The organism is Pseudomonas oryzihabitans (assembly GCF_024652905.1).
Taxonomy (GTDB): Bacteria; Pseudomonadota; Gammaproteobacteria; order Pseudomonadales; family Pseudomonadaceae; genus Chryseomonas; species Chryseomonas benzopyrenica.
The window spans coordinates 1882145-1901792 of record NZ_CP102428.1 but is presented as its reverse complement, the minus strand read 5'-3'; the positions used below and the strand labels follow the sequence as shown (position 1 = coordinate 1901792).

At 62.2% G+C, this 19648-nt stretch carries 19 protein-coding genes and 1 tRNA gene; 14 read left to right on the top strand and 6 right to left on the bottom strand.

Going from position 1 to position 19648, the window contains the following annotated elements:
• Positions 1-168 precede the first annotated feature (168 nt).
• Positions 169-1320: a M14 family metallopeptidase gene (locus NRG74_RS08840; RefSeq protein ID WP_257706310.1), complete on the bottom strand. Its 1152-nt coding sequence runs from the start codon at positions 1318-1320 to the stop codon at positions 169-171.
• Between the two features lie 122 nt (positions 1321-1442).
• Here NRG74_RS08840 and apbC point away from each other — a divergent pair, with 122 nt between their 5' ends.
• From apbC to NRG74_RS08815, 5 genes are all read left to right on the top strand, one after another.
• The gene (apbC, locus tag NRG74_RS08835) at positions 1443-2537 is read left to right on the top strand and encodes an iron-sulfur cluster carrier protein ApbC (protein ID WP_184291004.1); all 1095 of its coding nucleotides are present in this window, start codon (positions 1443-1445) and stop codon (positions 2535-2537) included.
• 81 nt (positions 2538-2618) lie between these two features.
• Positions 2619-3185, top strand: a complete 567-nt coding sequence (gene dcd / locus NRG74_RS08830; RefSeq protein WP_007162761.1) for a dCTP deaminase — start codon at positions 2619-2621, stop codon at positions 3183-3185.
• 115 nt (positions 3186-3300) lie between these two features.
• The gene (locus tag NRG74_RS08825) at positions 3301-4230 is read left to right on the top strand and encodes a chemotaxis protein CheV (protein ID WP_017640322.1); all 930 of its coding nucleotides are present in this window, start codon (positions 3301-3303) and stop codon (positions 4228-4230) included.
• A 72-nt stretch (positions 4231-4302) separates the two neighbouring features.
• A complete protein-coding gene (locus NRG74_RS08820; RefSeq protein WP_160923038.1) occupies positions 4303-5106 on the top strand; it encodes an MOSC domain-containing protein in 804 nt (267 codons plus the stop codon).
• Positions 5103-5993 (top strand): S66 peptidase family protein, encoded by an 891-nt coding sequence (locus NRG74_RS08815; RefSeq protein ID WP_160923039.1) that lies wholly within the window; start codon positions 5103-5105, stop codon positions 5991-5993. Before NRG74_RS08820 ends, NRG74_RS08815 begins: the two co-directional genes overlap by 4 nt.
• 21 nt (positions 5994-6014) lie before the next feature.
• Here the strand turns inward: NRG74_RS08815 and NRG74_RS08810 are convergent, their stop codons facing one another.
• A complete protein-coding gene (locus NRG74_RS08810) occupies positions 6015-7868 on the bottom strand; it encodes a pyruvate kinase (RefSeq protein WP_257706309.1) in 1854 nt (617 codons plus the stop codon).
• Positions 7869-8079: 211 nt separating this feature from the next.
• Between NRG74_RS08810 and nadA the strand changes: the two genes are divergently transcribed.
• Positions 8080-9138 (top strand): quinolinate synthase NadA, encoded by a 1059-nt coding sequence (nadA, locus tag NRG74_RS08805; protein ID WP_257706308.1) that lies wholly within the window; start codon positions 8080-8082, stop codon positions 9136-9138.
• Between the two features lie 17 nt (positions 9139-9155).
• Here nadA and NRG74_RS08800 read toward each other — a convergent pair whose 3' ends face one another.
• A complete protein-coding gene (locus NRG74_RS08800; RefSeq protein WP_160923041.1) occupies positions 9156-10595 on the bottom strand; it encodes a M48 family metalloprotease in 1440 nt (479 codons plus the stop codon).
• A 95-nt stretch (positions 10596-10690) separates the two neighbouring features.
• On the opposite strand from NRG74_RS08800, the gene NRG74_RS08795 reads away from it, so the two are divergent.
• A complete protein-coding gene (locus NRG74_RS08795; RefSeq protein ID WP_184290996.1) occupies positions 10691-10945 on the top strand; it encodes a sulfurtransferase TusA family protein in 255 nt (84 codons plus the stop codon).
• Here NRG74_RS08795 and NRG74_RS08790 read toward each other — a convergent pair whose 3' ends face one another.
• Positions 10946-11419, bottom strand: a complete 474-nt coding sequence (locus tag NRG74_RS08790; RefSeq protein ID WP_257706307.1) for a peroxiredoxin — start codon at positions 11417-11419, stop codon at positions 10946-10948. It abuts the gene before it with no gap.
• A 22-nt stretch (positions 11420-11441) separates the two neighbouring features.
• Positions 11442-12002, bottom strand: coding sequence for a glycine cleavage system protein R (locus NRG74_RS08785; RefSeq protein ID WP_007162770.1), 561 nt, complete (start codon positions 12000-12002; stop codon positions 11442-11444).
• A gap of 153 nt (positions 12003-12155) precedes the next feature.
• Here NRG74_RS08785 and dapA point away from each other — a divergent pair, with 153 nt between their 5' ends.
• The 7 genes from dapA to NRG74_RS08750 all read left to right on the top strand — a co-directional run bounded on the left by dapA (position 12156) and on the right by NRG74_RS08750 (position 18629).
• Positions 12156-13034 carry a 4-hydroxy-tetrahydrodipicolinate synthase gene (gene dapA / locus NRG74_RS08780; RefSeq protein WP_257706306.1) on the top strand — a complete coding sequence of 293 codons (879 nt, stop codon included), beginning with the start codon at positions 12156-12158 and terminating at the stop codon, positions 13032-13034.
• Between the two features lie 14 nt (positions 13035-13048).
• Entirely contained in the window at positions 13049-14233 is a 1185-nt protein-coding gene (bamC, locus tag NRG74_RS08775; RefSeq protein ID WP_257706305.1) for an outer membrane protein assembly factor BamC, read from the top strand.
• The gene (locus NRG74_RS08770) at positions 14172-14930 is read left to right on the top strand and encodes an MBL fold metallo-hydrolase (protein ID WP_017640332.1); all 759 of its coding nucleotides are present in this window, start codon (positions 14172-14174) and stop codon (positions 14928-14930) included. The genes bamC and NRG74_RS08770 overlap by 62 nt, the downstream gene beginning before the upstream one ends.
• A 157-nt stretch (positions 14931-15087) precedes the next feature.
• Positions 15088-15798 carry a phosphoribosylaminoimidazolesuccinocarboxamide synthase gene (purC, locus tag NRG74_RS08765; protein ID WP_007162774.1) on the top strand — a complete coding sequence of 237 codons (711 nt, stop codon included), beginning with the start codon at positions 15088-15090 and terminating at the stop codon, positions 15796-15798.
• Between the two features lie 80 nt (positions 15799-15878).
• Positions 15879-15968: transfer RNA gene (locus NRG74_RS08760), tRNA-Ser, on the top strand.
• Positions 15969-16708: 740 nt separating this feature from the next.
• Positions 16709-17902, top strand: coding sequence for a reverse transcriptase family protein (locus NRG74_RS08755; RefSeq protein WP_257706304.1), 1194 nt, complete (start codon positions 16709-16711; stop codon positions 17900-17902).
• Complete coding sequence (locus NRG74_RS08750) at positions 17895-18629, top strand: retron Ec48 family effector membrane protein (RefSeq protein WP_257706303.1); 735 nt, start codon at positions 17895-17897, stop codon at positions 18627-18629. Before NRG74_RS08755 ends, NRG74_RS08750 begins: the two co-directional genes overlap by 8 nt.
• Positions 18630-18812: 183 nt before the next feature.
• On the opposite strand, the gene NRG74_RS08745 is transcribed toward NRG74_RS08750, so the two are convergent.
• Entirely contained in the window at positions 18813-19064 is a 252-nt protein-coding gene (locus tag NRG74_RS08745) for a hypothetical protein (RefSeq protein WP_257706302.1), read from the bottom strand.
• Between the last annotated feature and the right edge of the window lie 584 nt (positions 19065-19648).

Sequence of the window (19648 nt, the reverse complement as noted above, 5' to 3'; positions counted from 1 at the left end):
GGCCGGTCGGTTTCATCCTTGGGGATGGGCGTTGAAAAGCGCGAAGTCCTGCGAGCTAGCGCCAGGCAAGGCGGAAATTGCCGAAGAAGCGCAGTTTACAACGGGTAAATGAGCATTCTGAGGCAGTTTCCAACGCAGTCTGGCCGACGCGCAGCAGACTTCGAGCATTCAGAGATCGGCCAGCTGCCAGTACAGGGCATTAACCATGGCCGCGCCCAGGGCGGCGCTGCGGGCACCGTTCCAGCCCACATCCGGGCGGGGATCGTTGGCGTTGTCCTTGAACGGCAGCTCCAGGGTCAGGGCCAGGCAGCCATGGGTATGGCCGACGTACTTGGTGGCGAGCTTGAGGGTCTCGCTGCCGAAATGACCGCGTGGATAGCCGTACCGGGTCTGGAAATCCGGGCTGGCACGTTGGAAGCGCTGCAGGAAGGCCTGTTGCTCGGCCTCTTCGCGCTCACCGAAGTTGGGCAGGCCATTGCAGCCGTCGACGAAGACATAGGGCAGGGCCTCGTCGCCGTGGATGTCGAGAAACAGGTCGCAGCCGCTCGCGGCGATTGCGCGGCGTACCGCCAGGATCTCGGGGCTGCGCTCCTCGTCCGGCTCCAGCCATTCCCGGTTGAGGTTGGCACCGGCGGCGTTGGTTCTCAGATTGCCCAGGGCCGAACCGTCGGGATTCATGTTGGGCACCACGTGCAGTACCGCGTGCTCCAGCAGCTTGGCACCGACCGGGTCGCCCTGGTATTCGCCCAGGCCAAGCAGGCGGCGCAGCAGGCCTTCGACGAACCACTCGGCCATGGGCTCGCCGGGGTGCTGGCGGGCGATGATCCAGATGTTCTTCTTGCCGGCGCCTGGCGTACCGATGCGCAGCAGGTCCAGCGAACGTCCCAGCAGCGAACGGCCGACGGTTTCCAGACGGACGGCGGGGTGGCGTTGCGCCTCGCCCATGAAGGCCAGGTGACGGCTCTCCGGATAGGGTTCGAAATAGGCGAAGAACAGGCTGTCGTGTTCCGGGGTGACGGTCCAGCTCAGGGTCTTGCCGTCATAGCGGCTGGGAATGCGGAACCACTCCTGGCCGCAATAGCTGGCGACCACGCCATAGTCGCGCCAACCCTCTGGGTAGGCGCACGCGCCGGCGTTGTCGAAGCTCAGCTGGCAGGGCAGGCCGCGGGCGCCTTCGAGACGGAAATGGAACCACTGGGTGAAGGGCGAGGCGGTGTCCGGGCGGATGCGCAGGCGGATGTCCGCGTGATCGGCCAGGGACAGCACCTCGACGGCGCCGCTGTCGAAGGTGGAACTGATGTGCAGGGAAGAGGCGTTCACGCAGGGCTCCACGGGCGAGGGGAAAGCCGGGAGTGTAGCGCCGCGTGGATAGGCTTTAGCAAGGACAGTGGGTAGCATAGGCCGCAGCTTCTCTTTCCTATCCGCTGTTTCCGGGAGTCTGCATGACCGCTCCGACTCGCGAGGCCATCGAGGCCGCGCTGCGCCAGTATCACGATCCCTATCTCGAACAGGACCTGCTCAGCGCCGGCGCCCTGCGCGACCTCGCACTGGACGGTGGCCGGGTGCGCGCCCGCTTCGAGCTGGGCTATGCTGCCGGGCTGTTCAAGGGTGGCCTGGCCCAGGTGCTCAAGACCGCGCTGGAGAACGTACCCGGGGTCGAGACCGCCGAGATTCAGATCGATTGCACCATCGCGCCCCACGCCGCCCAGCCGCAGCTGGAGGCCATGGGCAACGTCAAGAACATCATCGCCGTGGCCTCGGGCAAGGGCGGGGTGGGCAAGTCCACCACCGCCGCCAACCTGGCCCTGGCACTGGCTCGCGAAGGTGCCCGGGTGGGCGTGCTGGACGCCGACATCTATGGCCCCAGCCAGGGCATCATGTTCGGCTTCGCCGAGGGCACCCGCCCCGAGGTGCGCGACGAGAAGTGGTTCATCCCGCTGCAGGCCCATGGTGTCGAGGTCATGTCCATGGCCTTCCTGACCAATGACAAGACCCCGGTGGCCTGGCGCGGTCCCATGGTCTCTGGCGCCCTGATCCAGCTGATCACCCAGACCGCCTGGAATGACCTCGACTACCTGGTGATCGACATGCCCCCGGGCACCGGCGACATCCAGCTGACCCTGGCGCAGAAGGTGCCGGTGGCCGGTGCGGTGATCGTCACCACGCCCCAGGATCTGGCCCTGCTGGACGCCAGGAAGGGCGTGGAGATGTTCCAGAAGGTCAACATCCCGGTGCTCGGAGTGGTGGAGAACATGGCGGTGCACATCTGCTCCAACTGCGGCCATGCCGAGCACCTGTTCGGCGAAGGCGGCGGCAGCAAGCTGGCCGAGCAGTACGGCGTGGATCTCCTGGCTTCCTTGCCGCTCGCCATGGCTATCCGCGAGCAGGCTGACGCCGGACGTCCCACCGCCATCGCCGATCCCGACAGCCAGATCGCGCTGATCTACCAGGAGCTGGCGCGCAAGGTCGGCGCTCGCATCGCCCAGGGCGGTCAGGCCGGCGGCGGCATGCCCACCATCACCGTCAGCGACGACTGATTTCGTCCGTTCGCCTTTGAGACCGCGCGGCTATCCACTAGAATGCGCGGTCAATTTTTTCGCCCCGGAGCCAGACCTGCCATGAGCATCAAATCGGATAAGTGGATTCGCCGCATGGCCCAGGAGCACGGCATGATCGAGCCCTTCGTCGAGCGCCAGATGCGCGGCGCGGACGACAGCCGGGTGATCTCCTACGGGGTGTCCAGCTACGGCTACGACGTGCGCTGCGCCAATGAATTCAAGGTCTTCACCAACATCCATTCCGCGGTGGTGGACCCGAAGAACTTCGATGACAAGAGCTTCGTCGATGTGGTCAGCGATGTCTGCATCATTCCGCCGAACTCCTTCGCCCTGGCCCGCACCGTGGAATACTTCCGTATCCCCCGTGACGTCCTGACCATCTGCCTGGGCAAGAGCACCTATGCCCGCTGCGGCATCATCGTCAACGTCACGCCGCTGGAGCCCGAGTGGGAAGGCCACGTGACCCTGGAGTTCTCCAATACCACCACCCTGCCGGCCAAGATCTACGCCAACGAGGGCGTGGCCCAGATGCTGTTCCTGCAATCCGACGAGGCCTGCGAGGTCTCCTACAAGGATCGCGGCGGCAAGTACCAGGGCCAGCGCGGCGTGACCCTGCCGCGCGCCTGATCCGCGCGTCCGTTCTGGAAGCCGCCCTCGGGCGGCTTTCCTGTTTCCGGGATTCAAGAACTGGCGTCAGCCGCCGATAGCCTGTGACCTGACTTATCTTTGGAGTGGACTTTCCATGGCCGGCATTCTCGACACCGTCGATCAACGCACTCAGCTGGTTGGCGAGAACCGTCTGGAAATTCTCATGTTCCAGCTGTCCAGCCGGCAGATGTTCGCCATCAACGTGTTCAAGGTGCAGGAAGTCCTCAAGCTGCCGCGCCTGACCCAGATGCCCAAGCGCCATCCGATGATCTGCGGCGTGGTCCACCTGCGGGGTCAGACCCTGCCGGTGATCGACCTGGCCGCCGCCATCGGCATGCGACCCATCACCCCCGACGAGAACAGCACCATCATCGTCACCGAGTACAACCGCTCGGTGCAGGCCTTCCTGGTCGGTAGCGTCGATCGCATCATCAACCTCAACTGGGACAGCATCCAGGCCCCGCCCGGCGGCGCCGGACGCCAGCACTACCTGACCGCCATCACCCGTATCGAAGACCGCCTGGTGGAGGTGATCGACGTGGAAAAGGTGCTGGCGGAGATCGCCCCCTACAACGTCAAGGTCTCCCAGGAACGCCTGGCCGATCCGCTGCTGGCCAAGGCCCGCGGCCGCGAGGTGCTGCTGGTCGACGACTCCAGCACCGCCATCGGCCAGTTGCGCGACACCCTGGTGCAGCTGGATCTGAAATTCCACGTCGCCACCGACGGCCTGCAGGCCCTGCGCAAGCTCAAGGCCTGGGCCGATGAAGGTGTGGTGCTGACCGAGAAGCTGCTGATGGTGCTGACCGATGCCGAGATGCCGGAAATGGACGGCTACCGCCTGACCACCGAGATCCGCCAGGATCCGCGTCTCGCCGATCTCTATGTGGTGCTGCACACCTCGCTGTCGGGGAGCTTCAACGAAGCCATGGTGAAAAAGGTGGGCTGCAACGCCTTCCTCTCCAAGTTCCAGCCCGATCAACTGGTCGAGGAAGTGCGCCGGCGCCTGGCGCTGGCCGAGGAGTAATCCCCGCGGTTTCGCCGCTCCGGCGCCTCCCTTACACTGGCGGCCTTTGTCCGCCGCCAGGAAGCCGCGCCCATGTCGCACCTCAGTGCCCTCTATCGTTATCCCGTCAAGTCGACGGCCGTGGAATCCTTGGCGCAGGCCGAGGTGGACGCCCTGGGCCTGGTGGGTGATCGCCGCTGGATGGTAGTGGATGCCGACACCGGCCGCTTCCTGACCCTGCGCCAGTTGGCGCAGATGAATCACATCGAGGCGCGCTGGCTGGCCGCCGATCGCCTGCGCCTGAGCGCACCGGGACGGACGCCGATCGAGGTGGCGGTGCCGGGCGCGGCAGACGAGCAACTCGGCGTGACCATCTGGCGCGATACCCTGCAGGCACCGGTGGCCGCCGAGGCCGATGCCTGGCTGAGCGACTTCCTCGGTCGTCGCTGCCGCCTGGTGCACGTCGCCGAAAGCCATGCCCGCCAGATCAACACCGACTTCGCCGAGCCGGGGCAGAAGGTCCACTTCGCCGATGGCTTTCCTCTGCTGCTGACCAGCGAGGCCTCCCTGGCCGATCTGGTGGCGCGCGTGGGCAAGCCGCTGGAAATGTTGCGCTTCCGGCCGAATCTGGTGGTGGAAGGGACGCCGGCCTATGCCGAGGACGGCTGGAAGCGACTGCGCATCGGTGCGGTGGACTTCGCTGTGGCCTGTCCCTGCGCGCGCTGCATCGTCATCACCCAGGATCCGGTGACCGGCGAGAAGGACCCGGATCGGCAACCGCTGACTGCGCTGCGCGAATACCGCTTCAATGACAACCGCATGTTGTTCGGCATGAACGTCATCCCCCTGGGCCGTGGCGTCATCGAGGCCGGCATGCCAGTGGAGGTGCTGGAATGAGTCCCGTGCGGCGTGTGGCGCTGGTCAGTCCGGCAGGTGCGGTCAAGGAAGAGCTGGTCACGGCAGCGGTCGAGCAGTTGCAGGCCACCGGTATCGAAGCGGTGCTGGGGGAGCAGGCGCTCAAGCGCCATCGCTATCTCGCCGGAACCGCCGAGGAGCGGGCAGCGGATCTGCATTGGGCGTTCAGCCAGGCAGACGTGGATGCAGTCTGGTGCCTGCGTGGCGGCTATGGCTCCGCCCAGCTGCTGCCCTGGCTGGACTGGTCGCGGCTGTCCAGCAGCAAGGGGCGGCCCCTGATCGGCTACTCCGATCTGACCGTACTGCTGGAAGCCTTTCACCGCCGTGGCCTCACCGCAATCCACGGTCCCGGCGCGCTGGACTGGGGGCGTCGTGACGAGGATCCTGAAGCCCAGGCCGCCCGTACCCGCTCGCTGGAGTCGGTGCTGGAGCTGTGCGCCGGTGCCCGTCCGGGCTGGCAGCTGGAGCGCCTGGCCGGTCCGGCCCAGGTGCCTGCCGGCGAGCTGATCGGGGGTAACCTCACCACCCTGGCCAGCGTGGTCGGCACGGCGGCAGCGCTGCGTCCCCATGATGGCGCCATCCTCATGCTGGAAGACGTCGGCGAGCCCTACTACCGGCTGGAGCGCAGCCTCTGCCAGCTGCTGGGCAACCTGACCGAACATCGCATCGGCGCCGTCTGCCTGGGCACCTTCACCGACTGCCCGCAGCGCAACGTCGAGCAGTCGCTGGAAGAGATCTTCACCGAATGGCTGGCCCCGCGCGGCATCGCCCTCTACCGCGGCCTGCCCAGCGGCCACGGCCCGGAAAACCAGGCCTGGCCCTATGGGGCTCGTGTCCGTCTGGAAGCGGGTCGCCTGCAGGTCCTCTAGGCCTGACCGGCCCTGGGCGGATCAGTCCGCCCAGGGCGAGGCCAGTTCCAGCTTGCGCAGCATCTGGCGCTTCTTGCTGTTGTAGCCCTGCATCCGCACCAGCAACTCATCCAGGGTGGCGACCGCCTTGAGGATGTGCGGGCCCTTGTTCAGCATCACACATTCGGCGCGGACCCCGGTGGCGGCATCGGTGATCTCGGCGCGGGAAGGCGAGCCCTTCTTGGCCAGGTTCTCCAGGACCTGGGTCGCCCAGATCACCGGCACATGGGCCGCTTCGCACAGGCAGAGGATGTCTTCCTGCAGGGCCGCCAGACGCTCGAAGCCGCCTTCCACCGCCAGATCGCCACGGGCGATCATGACGCCGAATCCGCCGCGCTGCATTCCCGCCAGCAACAGCGCGGGAAGGTTGTCGAAGCCACGCCGGGTCTCAATCTTCAATACCACGGCCAACTGGTCGGCCTGCAGGCGTTCCAATTCCACGAGCAAGGCGCGGACGTCTTCCGCGCTGTTGACGAAGGACATCTCGATGCCGTCGGCATGCTCGGCGGCAAAGGCAAGGGCGGCGAGGTCCTGGTCGCCCAGCGCTGCCAGCCGCAGGGTGCTCTGGGGAAAGTTGATGCCCTTGTCGCCTTTGAGCTTGGCGCCGCCGGGCGCATGGGTGATGCGGACGTGCAGTGCGTCTTGATCGGCGCGCTCGATCACCCCGCCGATCTTGCCGTCGTCGAACCAGACCGGCTCGCCGCCGCGCACGTCGGCGAACACCTGTGGCAGGGTGCAGCCCAGGGTGGCCGGTGTCAGCAGGCGACCGCCGCTGTCATGGCTGGCGGGCTGGCCGGGCGTCTGGTCGGCGGTCAGGATCAGCAGGTCATCCTCGGCCAACCGTAGAGCGCCTGGCTGCGGAGCGAAGTCACCGATGCGGCTGTGCCGCTTGCGTCCGTCGCGTTCGACGCTCAGGCGCAGCCCAGGTGCGAGATAGGTGGTCTTGGCCGCCTCCGCCCAGCAGCCGCGGTCCGTGACCTCGACGATCGTCCAGCGGCGCTGCGCCCGACGCGTGTCCGTCAGCTGGATCCGGTCACCTGGCTGCAAGCCGCTCAGCCAGCGCTCGCCTACCTGAATACTGGCCGCCGCGGGGGAGGGCGCCGGTCGCGACCGGCGGCGACCGGTCAGCCAGATCCGCGCTGGATGGCGTACGCGACCCTGGGCGTCGCGCTCGGGCTTTACCTTCTGCACCGCCGCGCCCGTGGCGATGGGGCCGGTGCGCAACTTGGGTCCCGGCAGGTCCATGAACACCCTGCACGGCCGGTCCAGCTCCGCGCTGGCCCGCCGCACGTGCTCGATCATGCGCCGCCAGCTGACCGGTTCGTCATGGGCGCAGTTGATGCGCGCGCAATCCATGTGCGCCGCCAGCAGGTCGCGTACCAGCGAATAGTTGTCCGCGGCCTCCCGTGGCAGGGTGACCATGATGCGCACCGCCCGTGCGGAGGACGGGGTGCCGAACAGCGTCCGGGCGTGGTCGGCCAGGGGGTTGGCGGTCTTGGTGGTAGGCCGTGCCGCTGGGTTGCCACCCAGCAATCGTTCCAGGGTGTTGATGAGCGTCGTCACCGCCGGCAGCACCGCGGCTTCGGAGCGGCCCAGAGAGGACAACCCCAGGGCGGAGAGCTGCAGCTGCAGGCTATGCAGGTCGCCATCGCGCAGCGCCAGATAGGCGAGCAGGTTCTGCGCGCTGGCCCGGTAGGCGGGATTGAGCGCCTGCCGATCCAGCCGTGGGTCCGCGCTGGCCTGTTGCAGAGCGCCGTGCAGGGCGCGTAGCTCATCGAGGAGGGTGGCGAGAGCGTGATCGGGGGTCCGGGAGCGCGAGGTCGAACGGGGCGGCACGATAGGTCTCCAGCAGCAGGGGCCGGCGAGACGCTCGCCGGGCGTTCCTGTGTCGGACCCCCGGCCGCTGGAGAAGTGAAAAGCCAAGTGTTGCCAGACATTAGCGGCACATGGCCACTCATCACGGAGGAGCCGCGGGCGACCATAGGGAGTCGGCGAGGATGCTGCTATGATGCGCGGCCTTGACGACCCCCGTTTTCAGGTACCCGCCATGGTGCAGATTTCCGAACGTCTCCTGGTCCAGGCCCATCTGGCCGCCAAGCAGCCCAAGGCGCTCGGTCCGGACGAGATCGCGGCCTACAAGACCGCCATCGCCCGCGAGCTCAAGGCGCAGAACGCGGTGCTCCTGGCCCACTACTACACCGATCCGCTGATCCAGGCCCTGGCCGAGGAGACCGGCGGTTGCGTCGCCGATTCCCTGGAGATGGCGCGCTTCGGCAATCGCCATCCGGCGTCCACCGTGGTGGTGGCCGGGGTCAAGTTCATGGGCGAGACGGCCAAGATCCTCAACCCGGAAAAGCGGGTGCTGATGCCGACCCTGGAAGCCACCTGCTCCCTGGACCTGGGCTGCCCGGTGGAGGAATTCTCCGCCTTCTGCGACCAGCACCCCGAGCGCACCGTGGTCGTCTATGCCAACACCTCCGCTGCGGTGAAGGCGCGCGCGGACTGGGTAGTGACGTCCGGCTGCGCGCTGGATATCGTCGAGCACCTGATGGACAACGACGAGACCATCCTCTGGGCGCCCGATCGTCACCTGGGTCGCTACATTCAGCGCGAGACCGGTGCCGACATGCTGTTGTGGGAAGGCTCCTGCATCGTCCACGAGGAATTCAAGGCCAGCCAGCTGGAAGACCTCAAGCGGCTCTACCCGGAGGCCGCCATCCTGGTGCATCCGGAATCGCCCGAGGCGGTGATCGAACTGGCCGACCATGTCGGTTCCACCAGCCAGATGATCAAGGCCGCCCAGACGCTGCCCAATCGCCAGTTCATCGTCGCCACCGATCGCGGCATCTTCTACAAGATGCAGCAGGCCTGTCCGGACAAGACCTTCATCGAGGCGCCCACCGCGGGCAACGGCGCCGCCTGCCGCAGTTGCGCCCACTGCCCCTGGATGGCGATGAATACCCTGGAGCGCACTCTCAACTGCCTGCTCGACGGCTCCGGCGAGGTGCTGGTCGATCCGGCCCTCATCCCCCGAGCGGTCAAGCCGCTCAAGCGCATGCTCGACTTCACCCAGGCGCTGCAGCTAAGGGTCAAGGGCAACGCCTGAGGGCGCGGCCCTGGACGCTAGCGCAGGATCTCTTCGCTCAGCTTACGCTGGGCGATCATCTCCTGCTGACGGGCGTCGATCCGCGCGGCCAGCTGATAGTTGCTGGCCGCGCGCTGCTTGGCGAAGCCCAGTTGCTGGATGGCCTGGTTGTAGTCGCCGGTCAGGGCGAAATACTCGGCTCGCGCCTGATGCACCCCAACCAGATCACCGGCCTGGCCGCGGACGTCCGCCGCCTGGTTCCACAGATCCGGATCGATCGGCCGCTGCTTGAGCAGCTTGTCGAGCAGTTGACTGGCGGCCTTGGCCTGCTTGGTGCGGCCGAGCATGTCCACCTGCGCCAGACTCACGGCCAGATCGTCCGGATAGAGCTCCAGCAGCCGCTGCACCCGTTTCTGGGCGTCGGGCAGGCGATTGGCGGTGATGTCCAGATCGACCTGGGCGAGGTTGTAGCTGATATCGTCCGGCGCCTTGCGCAGCAGCGGCGCCAGGGTGTCGCGCGCCTCGTTGAGCTGACCCTGCTTGGTCAGTCCCATGGCCAGGCCGTAGCGTACAGCGTCGTTGTCCGGGTTTTCCTGCAGCTGGGCTCTATAGCGCTTCACCAGCAGGCCGGCGGTTTCCTCGAAATACATCTGAGCACGCACCTTCATGAGTTGGAAGCGCTTGCTGTCCTCGACGCCGCCCTTGGGAAAACGCTCGGCACGCGCCTGGGTATCGGCGATCCGGCTGTCGGTGACCGGGTGGGTCAGCAGGAATTCCGGCGGGGTGCGGTCGTAGCGATACTGGCGGGCGAGACGGCCGAACATCTCCGGCATCGCGCGCGGATCGTAGCCGGCGCGCTCCAGATTGACGATGCCGACCCGGTCGGCCTCCTGCTCATTGAGCCGGGAAAAGCGCAACTGGCTCTGGATGGCCGCCGCCTGGGTCGAGGCAATGGCGGCGATTCCTGCATCGCCACCGCCCGCGGCCGCAGCTACGATACCGGCGAGCAGCGCGGCCATCAGCGGCAACTGCATGCGCTGCTGGTTTTCCACCCCGCGGGCGAAGTGGCGCTGGATGAGGTGACCCAGCTCATGGGCCATGACCGCCGCGTACTCGGCTTCGGTCTCCGACTTCAGGAACAGCCCGCCATTGACCCCGATCACCCCGCCGGGCGCGGCGAAGGCGTTGATCTCCGGATCCTTGATCAGGATGAAGACCAGGCGGTGGTCCTGCAGGTCGCTGGTCTCGGCCAGCTTGTAGACGGTCTGTTCGACGAATTGCTTGAGCTGCGGATCGTTGATGGCCGGGACCTGGCCGCGCAACATGCTCAGCCAGGCGCGACCCATCTGAAACTCCTGCTCGGGCGAGACGATCGAAGAGCTGGCATCGCCCAGCGACGGCAGATCGTTCGCCCCCTGCGCCAGGAAGGGCGCGGCGAGCAGCGCCAGGGACAGCAGGGCAGGGCGCAGGACTTTCATGGCATGACTCGTGGCCGCAAAAGGGCTACTTTAGCGGCCCGCCGTCTAGGTGCCTAGCGACCCTGACACTGGCGTACCCCACAATGGAGAATCCCATGGCCGACCTGAGCCAACCCTACACCGGCGCGGTGACCGCCCAGCTGGACGCCACCGGCCTGAACTGTCCCATGCCGTTGCTCAAGGCCAAGCTGGAACTCAACCGTCTGGCAGCCGGCGAGGTCCTCGCCGTCACGGCCACCGATGCCGGCTCGCAACGCGACTTCCGCACCTTCGCCAAGCTGTCGGGACACGCCCTGGTGGGCGAAGAGGTGGTAGGGGAGACCTTCCGCTACTGGCTGCGCAAGGCCTGATCAGGCCCCGTTCAGCGCCTGGGCGGCGGCCAGCACCTCGGCGACGTGCCCGGGGACCTTCACGCCGCGCCAGATCTGGCGCACCACGCCTTCCCGGTCGATGAGGAAGGTGCTGCGGTCCACGCCGATGTAATCCTTGCCATAGAGCTTCTTCTGCCGCATCACGTCGAACAGCTGGCAGAGGGTCTCGTCCTTGTCGCTGATCAGCTCGAAGGGAAAGCCCTGCTTGGTGCGGAAATTTTCGTGGGTGCGCAGGCTGTCACGGCTGACTCCGAGGATCAGGGTGTCGGCCGCCTGGAACTGCTCGTGCAGATCGCGAAAGCCCTGGCCCTGGGTGGTGCAGCCGGGGGTGTTGTCCTTGGGATAGAAGTACAGCACCACCTGGCGACCGCGCAGGCTGGCGGGCGAGACCTCGAGGCCGCTGGTGGCCTGGGCCTGGAAATCCGGAAGCGGTTGGTCGAGGGTCACGCTCATGGGCAGCTCCTTGCGGGTCCTGTCAGTTGCTCTGCGGGCGCCAGGGCTCGATCAGGGCATCGAGATTGAGGGCGTCGGCGAAATCCAGGAACTGGTCGCGCAGCCAACTGATCTGGGTGCCAGCCGGCAGGGTCACGGTGATGGTGGCGTTGAGCATGGTGCCGCCGGTCTGGGGCGCCTGGTAGGAATCGCAGACCAGGTTCTCCACCTCGATCTTGTGGTCAGCGAAGAACTGGCAGAGTTCGTTGAGGATGTCCGGACGATAGGCGGCGCTGACATAGACAACGTACGGCAGGGCCTGGGGGCGATTCTCCAGGGCGGCGCTGCGGGTGACGCCGACGGTGAAGCCGTGACGCTTGCCAAGGCCGGCGAGGCCCCCTTCGAGGCGCGCCAGACCGTCCCAGTTGCCCGAGACCTGCAGGATCAACGCGCTGTATTCCCCGTGGCGGCTCAGCCGGCTGCTGACCACCGCGCATCGGTTGTCCATGCAGCTGCGGTAGAGCACGTTGGTCAGTTCCATGGGATTGGCGCCCAGCGCACTGATGACGAGAAATTGTTCGCGAATCGGGGGGGTAGCGGACATTAGGGTTCCTGGCAGGGGGAGATACAGACTGGCAAAGGCGAAAGGGTAGCGAAAAGCGCTCGCGGGGGGAATGCCCGTTGGGGGCACGTTGCTTGTGCTGGCGCAGAGGCGTCAGTACCATTACCGCTCTCTTTTTCCGGCAGGAGCGGTTGCATGATTGCGGGGAGCATGGTGGCGCTGGTCACCCCTATGGACGCCCAGGGGCGTATCGACTGGGACAACCTGACCAAGCTGGTGGACTTCCATCTCGCCGAAGGCACCGACGCCATCGTCGCGGTGGGCACCTCGGGTGAATCCGCCACGGTCGACGTCGACGAGCACGTGGCCGTGATCCGTCATGTGGTCGAGCAGGTCAAGGGCCGCATCCCGGTCATCGCCGGCACCGGTGGCAATTCCACCCGTGAGGCCATCGACCTGACCCGCGCCGCCAAGGACGCGGGCGCCGATGCCTGTCTGCTGGTCGTGCCCTACTACAACAAGCCGACTCAGGAAGGGCTGTATCAGCACTTCCGCATGATCGCCGAAACTGTCGCCATCCCGCAGATCCTCTACAACGTGCCGGGCCGTACCGCCTGCGACATGCTGGCCGAGACCGTCGAGCGCCTGGCCAAGGTGCCGAACATCATCGGTATCAAGGAAGCCACCGGCGACCTGGCCCGCGCACGCGACATTCTCTCCCGTGTCAGCAAGGACTTCCTGATCTACTCGGGCGATGACGCCACCGCTGCGGAGCTCATGCTGCTGGGCGGCAAGGGCAACATCTCGGTGACTGCCAACGTGGCGCCCAGGGCGATGAGCGAACTCTGCGCCGCGGCCATGCGGGGCGATGCCGACACCGCACGCGCGCTCAACGAAAAGCTGATGCCGCTGCACAAGAATCTGTTCATCGAATCGAATCCGATCCCGGTGAAGTGGGCCCTCCACGAAATGGGCATGATCGACGCCGGTATCCGCCTGCCGCTGACCTGGCTGAGCTCGCGCTGCCACGAAGTGGTACGTCAGGCCCTGCGTCAGGCGGGAGTGCTGGCGTGATCAGGAAACAGTCGATGAAACGTGTTCTGGGTTTGACCACCCTGGGGCTGGCCGTGGCCACCGCCAGTGGCTGCAGCTGGGTGTGGGGCGAGCACGGTTATTTCCGCGATCGCGGCAATGACTATCTCGAATCCCGCGAAACCGGCCCCATGCAGGTGCCGACCGATGTCCAGGCCAAACCCCTGGATCCGCTGCTGCCGATCCCGGCCAACGTGGCCGACACCCAGAATCGCTCCTATGGCTTCGAAGTGCCGAAACCCCAGGCGCTGGCCGTCCAGGGCAGTGGCAACGAGCAGTTCAGCGTGCAGCGCAGCGGCAACGCCCGCTGGCTGGCCGCCCAGAAGGTCCCGGCCAACGTCTGGCCGGTGGCCCGTCAGTACCTGACCGACAATGGCTTCCGCATCGCCGAAGAGCGTCCGCAGACCGGTGAGATCATCACTGCCTGGCAGTCGCCGACCGAGCTGTCGACGCCCCTGGCCCGCAGCCTGAGCACCAATGGCCGCCTGCAGCCGGGCACCGAACTGCGCACCCGCCTGCGCATCGAGCCGGGCGTGCAATCGGGCAGCAGCGAGATCTTCCTCCAGACCCAGACCCGCAGCCAGGGCAGCTCCAGCGAGCCGTCCTGGTCCAGCAGCCAGAACAGCTCGGCGCTCGATGACGCCCTGCTGAATCAGGTACTAGCCGGCCTGGACCGTAGCGAGCAGGGCAGTGGCTCGGTCTCGCTGCTGGCCGCCGGTGGCTACGATACCCCCGAGCGCGTGACCTACGAGGTCGACGGCAGCGGCGTGCCCATGCTGGTGCTGGAAAGCGACCTGAATCGCGCCTGGTCCAGCGTGGGTCGCGCCATCGAAGGCGCCGACATCCGCGTCGACGACATGGACCGCAGTCTGGGCGTGTACTACGTGAACCTCGCCGAGGGCGCGCAGAAACCCGAAGAGCGCAAGCCGGGTTTCTTCGGTCGCCTGTTCGGCAAGGGCGAAAGCAAGGAAGAGGAAGACGCCCGCGCACGGCGCTTCCAGGTGCGCCTCACCTCGGTGGGCAACACCGTCCAGGTCACCCTGGACAAGACCATCAACACCGCAGCACCCCAGGACATCGCCGAAGGCGTGCTGAAAAAGCTTCAGACGAGCATGCAGTATGCGCTTCGCAATCCTGGGCAGCGGCAGTCGGGGCAACTCGACCCTGGTGCACAGCCATAACAGCTATGTGCTGATCGACTGCGGCTTCTCCCTGCGGGAAGCCGAACGTCGTCTGGCCCGGCTGGGCGTGGTACCTGCCCAGCTGGACGCCGTCCTGGTCACCCACGAACACTCCGATCACGTGCAGGGCGTCGAGCTCCTGGCGCGCAAGCACGGGGTGCCGGTGTATTACAGTGCCGGTACCGGTCGCGGCTTGCGCAAGCCAGTAGCGGCCCAGGGCCTGCTGGTGGACGGCGAGCGGCTGGTGCTGGATGCCCTGGAGGTGACGGTGGTGCAGGTGTCCCACGACGCCCTGGAGCCGACCCAGTTCGTCTTCGACGACGGCCGCAAGCGCCTCGGCGTGCTCACCGATCTCGGCGAGGCCACTCCCGGCGTGCTGGCCCATTACCGCGGTCTGGATGCCCTGGTGATCGAAGCCAACCACGACAGCAACATGCTCGCCGCGGGACCCTATCCCTATCACCTCAAGGCGCGGGTTGGTGGGGTGCGTGGGCATCTCAACAACCGGCAATCGGCCGAGCTGGTGATGGAGCTGGCCTGTCCGGGCCTGCAGCATCTGGTGCTCGCCCACCTGAGCGAAAAGAACAACAACCCCTGGCTTGCCCGCGCCTGCTTTACCAACGTGCTCGGCTGCGACGCGGACTGGCTGCAGATCGCCGATCAGCAGCAGGGACTGGAGTGGCAGGCCATCGCCTGAGGCGCCGACCCGGTTTTCTTTAGCGGCCGGGCGCTGCTGCACGGCCAAAATACCCACGATCCTATGTAAACTGCGCTTCCCGGCTGTACTCGTCCCGAACCGCTCGTCTCACCTGCGTTCGTCCACAGCCTGCAAGCCATTCGAACCGGAGTCCAAGATGGAAAAACGCGCAGAACTCTACCGTGGCAAGGCCAAGTCGGTATTCACCACCGACGATCCCGATCGCCTGGTCCTGTTGTTCCGCAACGACACCTCTGCCTTCGATGGCGAGCGCATCGAGCAACTCGAGCGCAAGGGCATGGTGAACAACAAGTTCAATGCCTTCGTCATGCAGAAGCTCGAAGCCGCCGGTATCCCCACCCAGTTCGAACAACTGCTGGGCGACAACGAGTGCCTGGTCAAGAAGCTAGAGATGATTCCGGTGGAGTGCGTGGTACGCAACTTCGCTGCTGGCAGCCTGGTGCGCCGTCTGGGCGTGGAAGAGGGCCTGGAGCTGACGCCGCCGACCTTCGAACTCTTCCTGAAGAACGATGCGCTGCACGACCCCATGGTCAACGAAAGCCATGTCCAGGCCTTCGGCTGGGCCACCCTCGACCAACTGGCCGAGATGAAGGCGCTGACCTTCCGCATCAACGACATCCTCAAGCAGCTGTTCGACGACGCCGGCCTGCTGCTGGTGGACTTCAAGCTCGAATTCGGCCTGTTCCACGGCAAGGTCGTGCTGGGCGACGAATTCAGCCCGGACGGCAGCCGTCTCTGGGACAAGGAAACCCGCAAGAAGATGGACAAGGATCGCTTCCGTCAGGGGCTGGGCGGCGTGATCGAGGCCTACGAAGAGGTCGCCCAGCGCCTGGGCGTCCCGCTCTAAACGCAAGCCGCTGATACCAGAGCTTTTTTTGCAATTGCTTGTTCGCTTTTTTCCGCATGACTGGTATCATGCGCCGCGTTGGAGAGATGCCGGAGTGGTCGAACGGGACGGATTCGAAATCCGTTGAGTCAGCAATGGCTCCTAGGGTTCAAATCCCTATCTCTCCGCCATATCGTAAATCGTTGAAGCCCCTGGAAATGTTGAATGTTCCAGGGGCTTTTTCGTTTTTGCCTACTGTCTGTAATTCAGGTTAGAGAGAGGTGACTGCAGACAGTCGCCTCTGATTGCTCCCACAGATTGCATGTCTCTGGATTTGGTTCATGCAGGCGTCGCAGTGGGGATCCTAGGAAGGCTTGCTGGCAATACAAGTCAGAAATGCTCCGAAAGCAGATATTGCTTGTAATAAGGCAGGCAGCGTTTGCTGGCGACCCTAGGGCATCTGGTACAAAAGGCTCAGCATATCTATCATTCCTAGGCTGTCACTACTCAGAATTGCCCACCATAGCTCATAGGCAATTCGTTTTTGATGATTTTTGATCGTTCTCAAAGCGTAGCGTGATAACTATTTTATCGCCTTGACTCCTGACAGCCGGTAAGGAAAAACGATTGATAACTAGTGTCACTTCGTGCAAACTGATCGCGCGTAAGCGAACCGCTTACTTGCTGCAGTCGATAGTTTAAGCTCGTACGTAACATTGCTCTTAATTGAGCGTCCGGGTAACTCCGGGCTTGTCCGAGGGTCCACACCCTCCCTCCTCTCCCGGTACCCGGAAGAGAGAGTAGGACGGTGGGCTACGTCATGTGGAACATGGCAGTCTGTTACGAGTATCGATGAACGCAACATGTTCCCCATAAAAGCTCTATGGTATGAGCTGACGTAAGCCCGCATTTATCTTTGCGAAGGATCGCTATGGGGCAACTCCAACCTACAAAAAACGCCAAAGGCTCTATCGCTACGATAGATGCTTTATGCGTTACTCTCTCAATATCCTTGGAAGAACTTCAACAGGCTTTGTCCATGCCGGTTGAAGATCGCTATGCAGCTCCGAGAAAAGAGCTGTTCAAGAGTGATGGAACGCCAAGGGTCGCTTACAAGCCCCATCACCTTATCAGAAAAATTCAGCGGAGAATAAATAAAAGAATTTTAGGTCAGGAGGGATACATCGACTGGCCGGATCACATTTTTGGAAGTGTGCCCAATAAAAAACTACCTAATGGAGATGTTTTAGCTAAAGATTATGTGAACTGCGCACGCCAGCATTGTATGGCTAGAAGCATATTAAAAATGGATGTAAAAGATTTTTTTGATAATATCCACTTAAACTTGGTTTTTGATGTATTTAAATTTTTCTTGAATTTTTCTGATGTAGTTTCAAAAGTTTTAGCAAATATATGCTGTCGAGGAGACTTTGTTGTACAAGGTGGTCTAACGTCGAGCTATTTAGCATGCTTATGTCTTTTTGATGTCGAAAGTGCTGTCGTTCTTAGGCTGAAGAATAAAGGGCTTACGTATACCCGCTTGATCGATGATATTACGGTATCATCAAAAAGGTCTGGTTATGACTTTTCATTTGCAAAGCAAATTATTGAAGATATGCTTTTTTCCAAAGACCTTCCTGTCAATACAAAAAAGACTGCTATTTATAATCACTCCTCAGCTCCTCTAATGGTTCACGGCCTAAGAGTTTCTCACATTGAGCCGCGCTTACCCTCAAGCGAGGTGAGGAAGATTAGGGCTGCTGTTAAAGATATCGAAATCTTGGCTGGCGACCATTTGTATAGAATTACCCATGCTTATAGACATGACTTCAATCGAGTGATGGGGCGGGTTAACAAGCTGAAGCGCATAGGGCACTTACAGCATGGAAACTTAAAAGGACGCATGTTGAAGTGTTATCCACTTCCGTCCTTTAAAGATATTACACGTGCTCGGCTTGCGGTTGAGCGCATCGAGCGAGACTACTGTGAAAAGCGTGATTCCTATTGGTACAAAAAACGATTTTATAGAGCTCATGAAAGACTAAATCTACTAAAAAGAAGTTTTCCGGATTCGGCTTCAGAGCTGAGAGAGCGCCTTCGCGGTTTAGGACCAGCATATGATTGATTGGGTGGTTAGGAAATACAACATCCCTCCGCCACTTGCGGTAATGATCATATTTGGTGGGGGTATATTTATCACGGGTGTGGTTGTTTCTATAGTGATTTTGGTTCCAACATATGTTGTAGGGGAGTTCTATTTAAAGAAGATTTGTTTGACCAATGTTTGTATAGAAGGCACGATCAAAAACTTTGACCAAGTATTTGTTGTGTTTTGGGCGGCTGTTCAGGTTCTAGTCGCATTTGCGACAATAGGAGGGATATTTATAGCGCTAAATAATTATTTAGAGGTGAGTAAAACTAATGCGCTTGCAATTCACTTGTCGCAGTTCGCTAATTTTCAGTCCTACGTTACGCTTCAAATAAACCGCTGCGATCAGCTCTCGATTTCATCATTTGATATATTAGCTTGGTATAATTCAATTTTTCCGTCTTCCCGTAAAGGAAGTCTAATCGTCTCCCCGAATTATGCTCAGCGCATTAAAAATCTAAGTAATATAATCGAGGCATCTAATTCATTAATTTTAGGTGGGATTAATAAAAAATTTAGCTATATAGATCACCAAAAATCGGTGGTTAGCGCGTTAAATGAAATCGGAATAACTATGGAGAGATTTCATCGCAAGCAATGGTGCGAGGTTGAAGATGAGATGTTTTCTTTAATAAGTTCTGTAAACAAAACCTTTTGCTTAGAATCTGATATTTCCGTACTTCCAAATCGTCGGTACTTGTAGTATATAAGGCTGCCTTCAGTCAAAAACCTTGGCCGCTATTTTTGTTTTATTTCAAACTTTAGATTTCAAAATACTTGATTTATTATTTATTATTTATTTTTGGTTTAGTTTTATATATAATTTGAAACGCATTTTAGGCTTTTGGTGTGATATGCATTGCACGCTTTTTGCTTCGCTATAAGCCTAATATTTATTTGTTTGAATTCCGGATGCCTCATTTATTGCAGCGAACTCCTGGATCCGCTGGTAACGGGTCAGCCAGAAACCTAGCTCCAGGGCCAGCGTCTTCTGCTCCAGGGGGCAGAGGGCGTCTAGCCCCTGGCGGATGGCCCGTTCGGCATAGTCGATAGCCGCCAGTTGACCCGTCGTACGCGCGGGACAGTTTCTGATGGCGTAACGGAGCGCCTCTTTGCAGTCGCTATCCAGGCCAGTCATAAAAGGTCCTTGAGTGGATAAGGGGTTCACCGAGGTGCCGCCTGGTTGGCCACGACAGTTGCAGGCCCTACTGCGGGTGGCAGTTCGCGAAACGGTCTTCAGACGGTCATGGATCCGAACGCGGGCAGACGCGGCTGCCTCGGCACTGAGACCATCCAAGTCCTTGTCAGAGCCGCGATTTTTATCGCCCGGCAATCACCGTTGCCCGAATACTAGTTCGCTGGGATCGTCTCGAGCAGCCAATATCGACCCACCTGATAGGCGGCACCAGAACCTGTACCCTTGTTGTATCCTGCTCTGGAATCGCGGTCTTGCACGATCTCGAGGCGATAAATCGGCCGGCAGGCCCGACTTCATCCTGTATGGAAGTTGTACGAAGCCGCGGCGCTTCATGACGCATTCAGGGCCGTTTGCGGAGGAGGTGCACCGTCGAGCGGTAGGGATCAGCGTCGGGGAATGGCTGGACGCCTCAGACAAATGGAGCGATGCTGGAAAGGTACGCCTCAGAGCGTGCGACCTCCAATGGCCGAGCGGCAAGCGGCAGCCATTGGACGGTGGCTTCGGCGCATAACAATAAGAGGAGT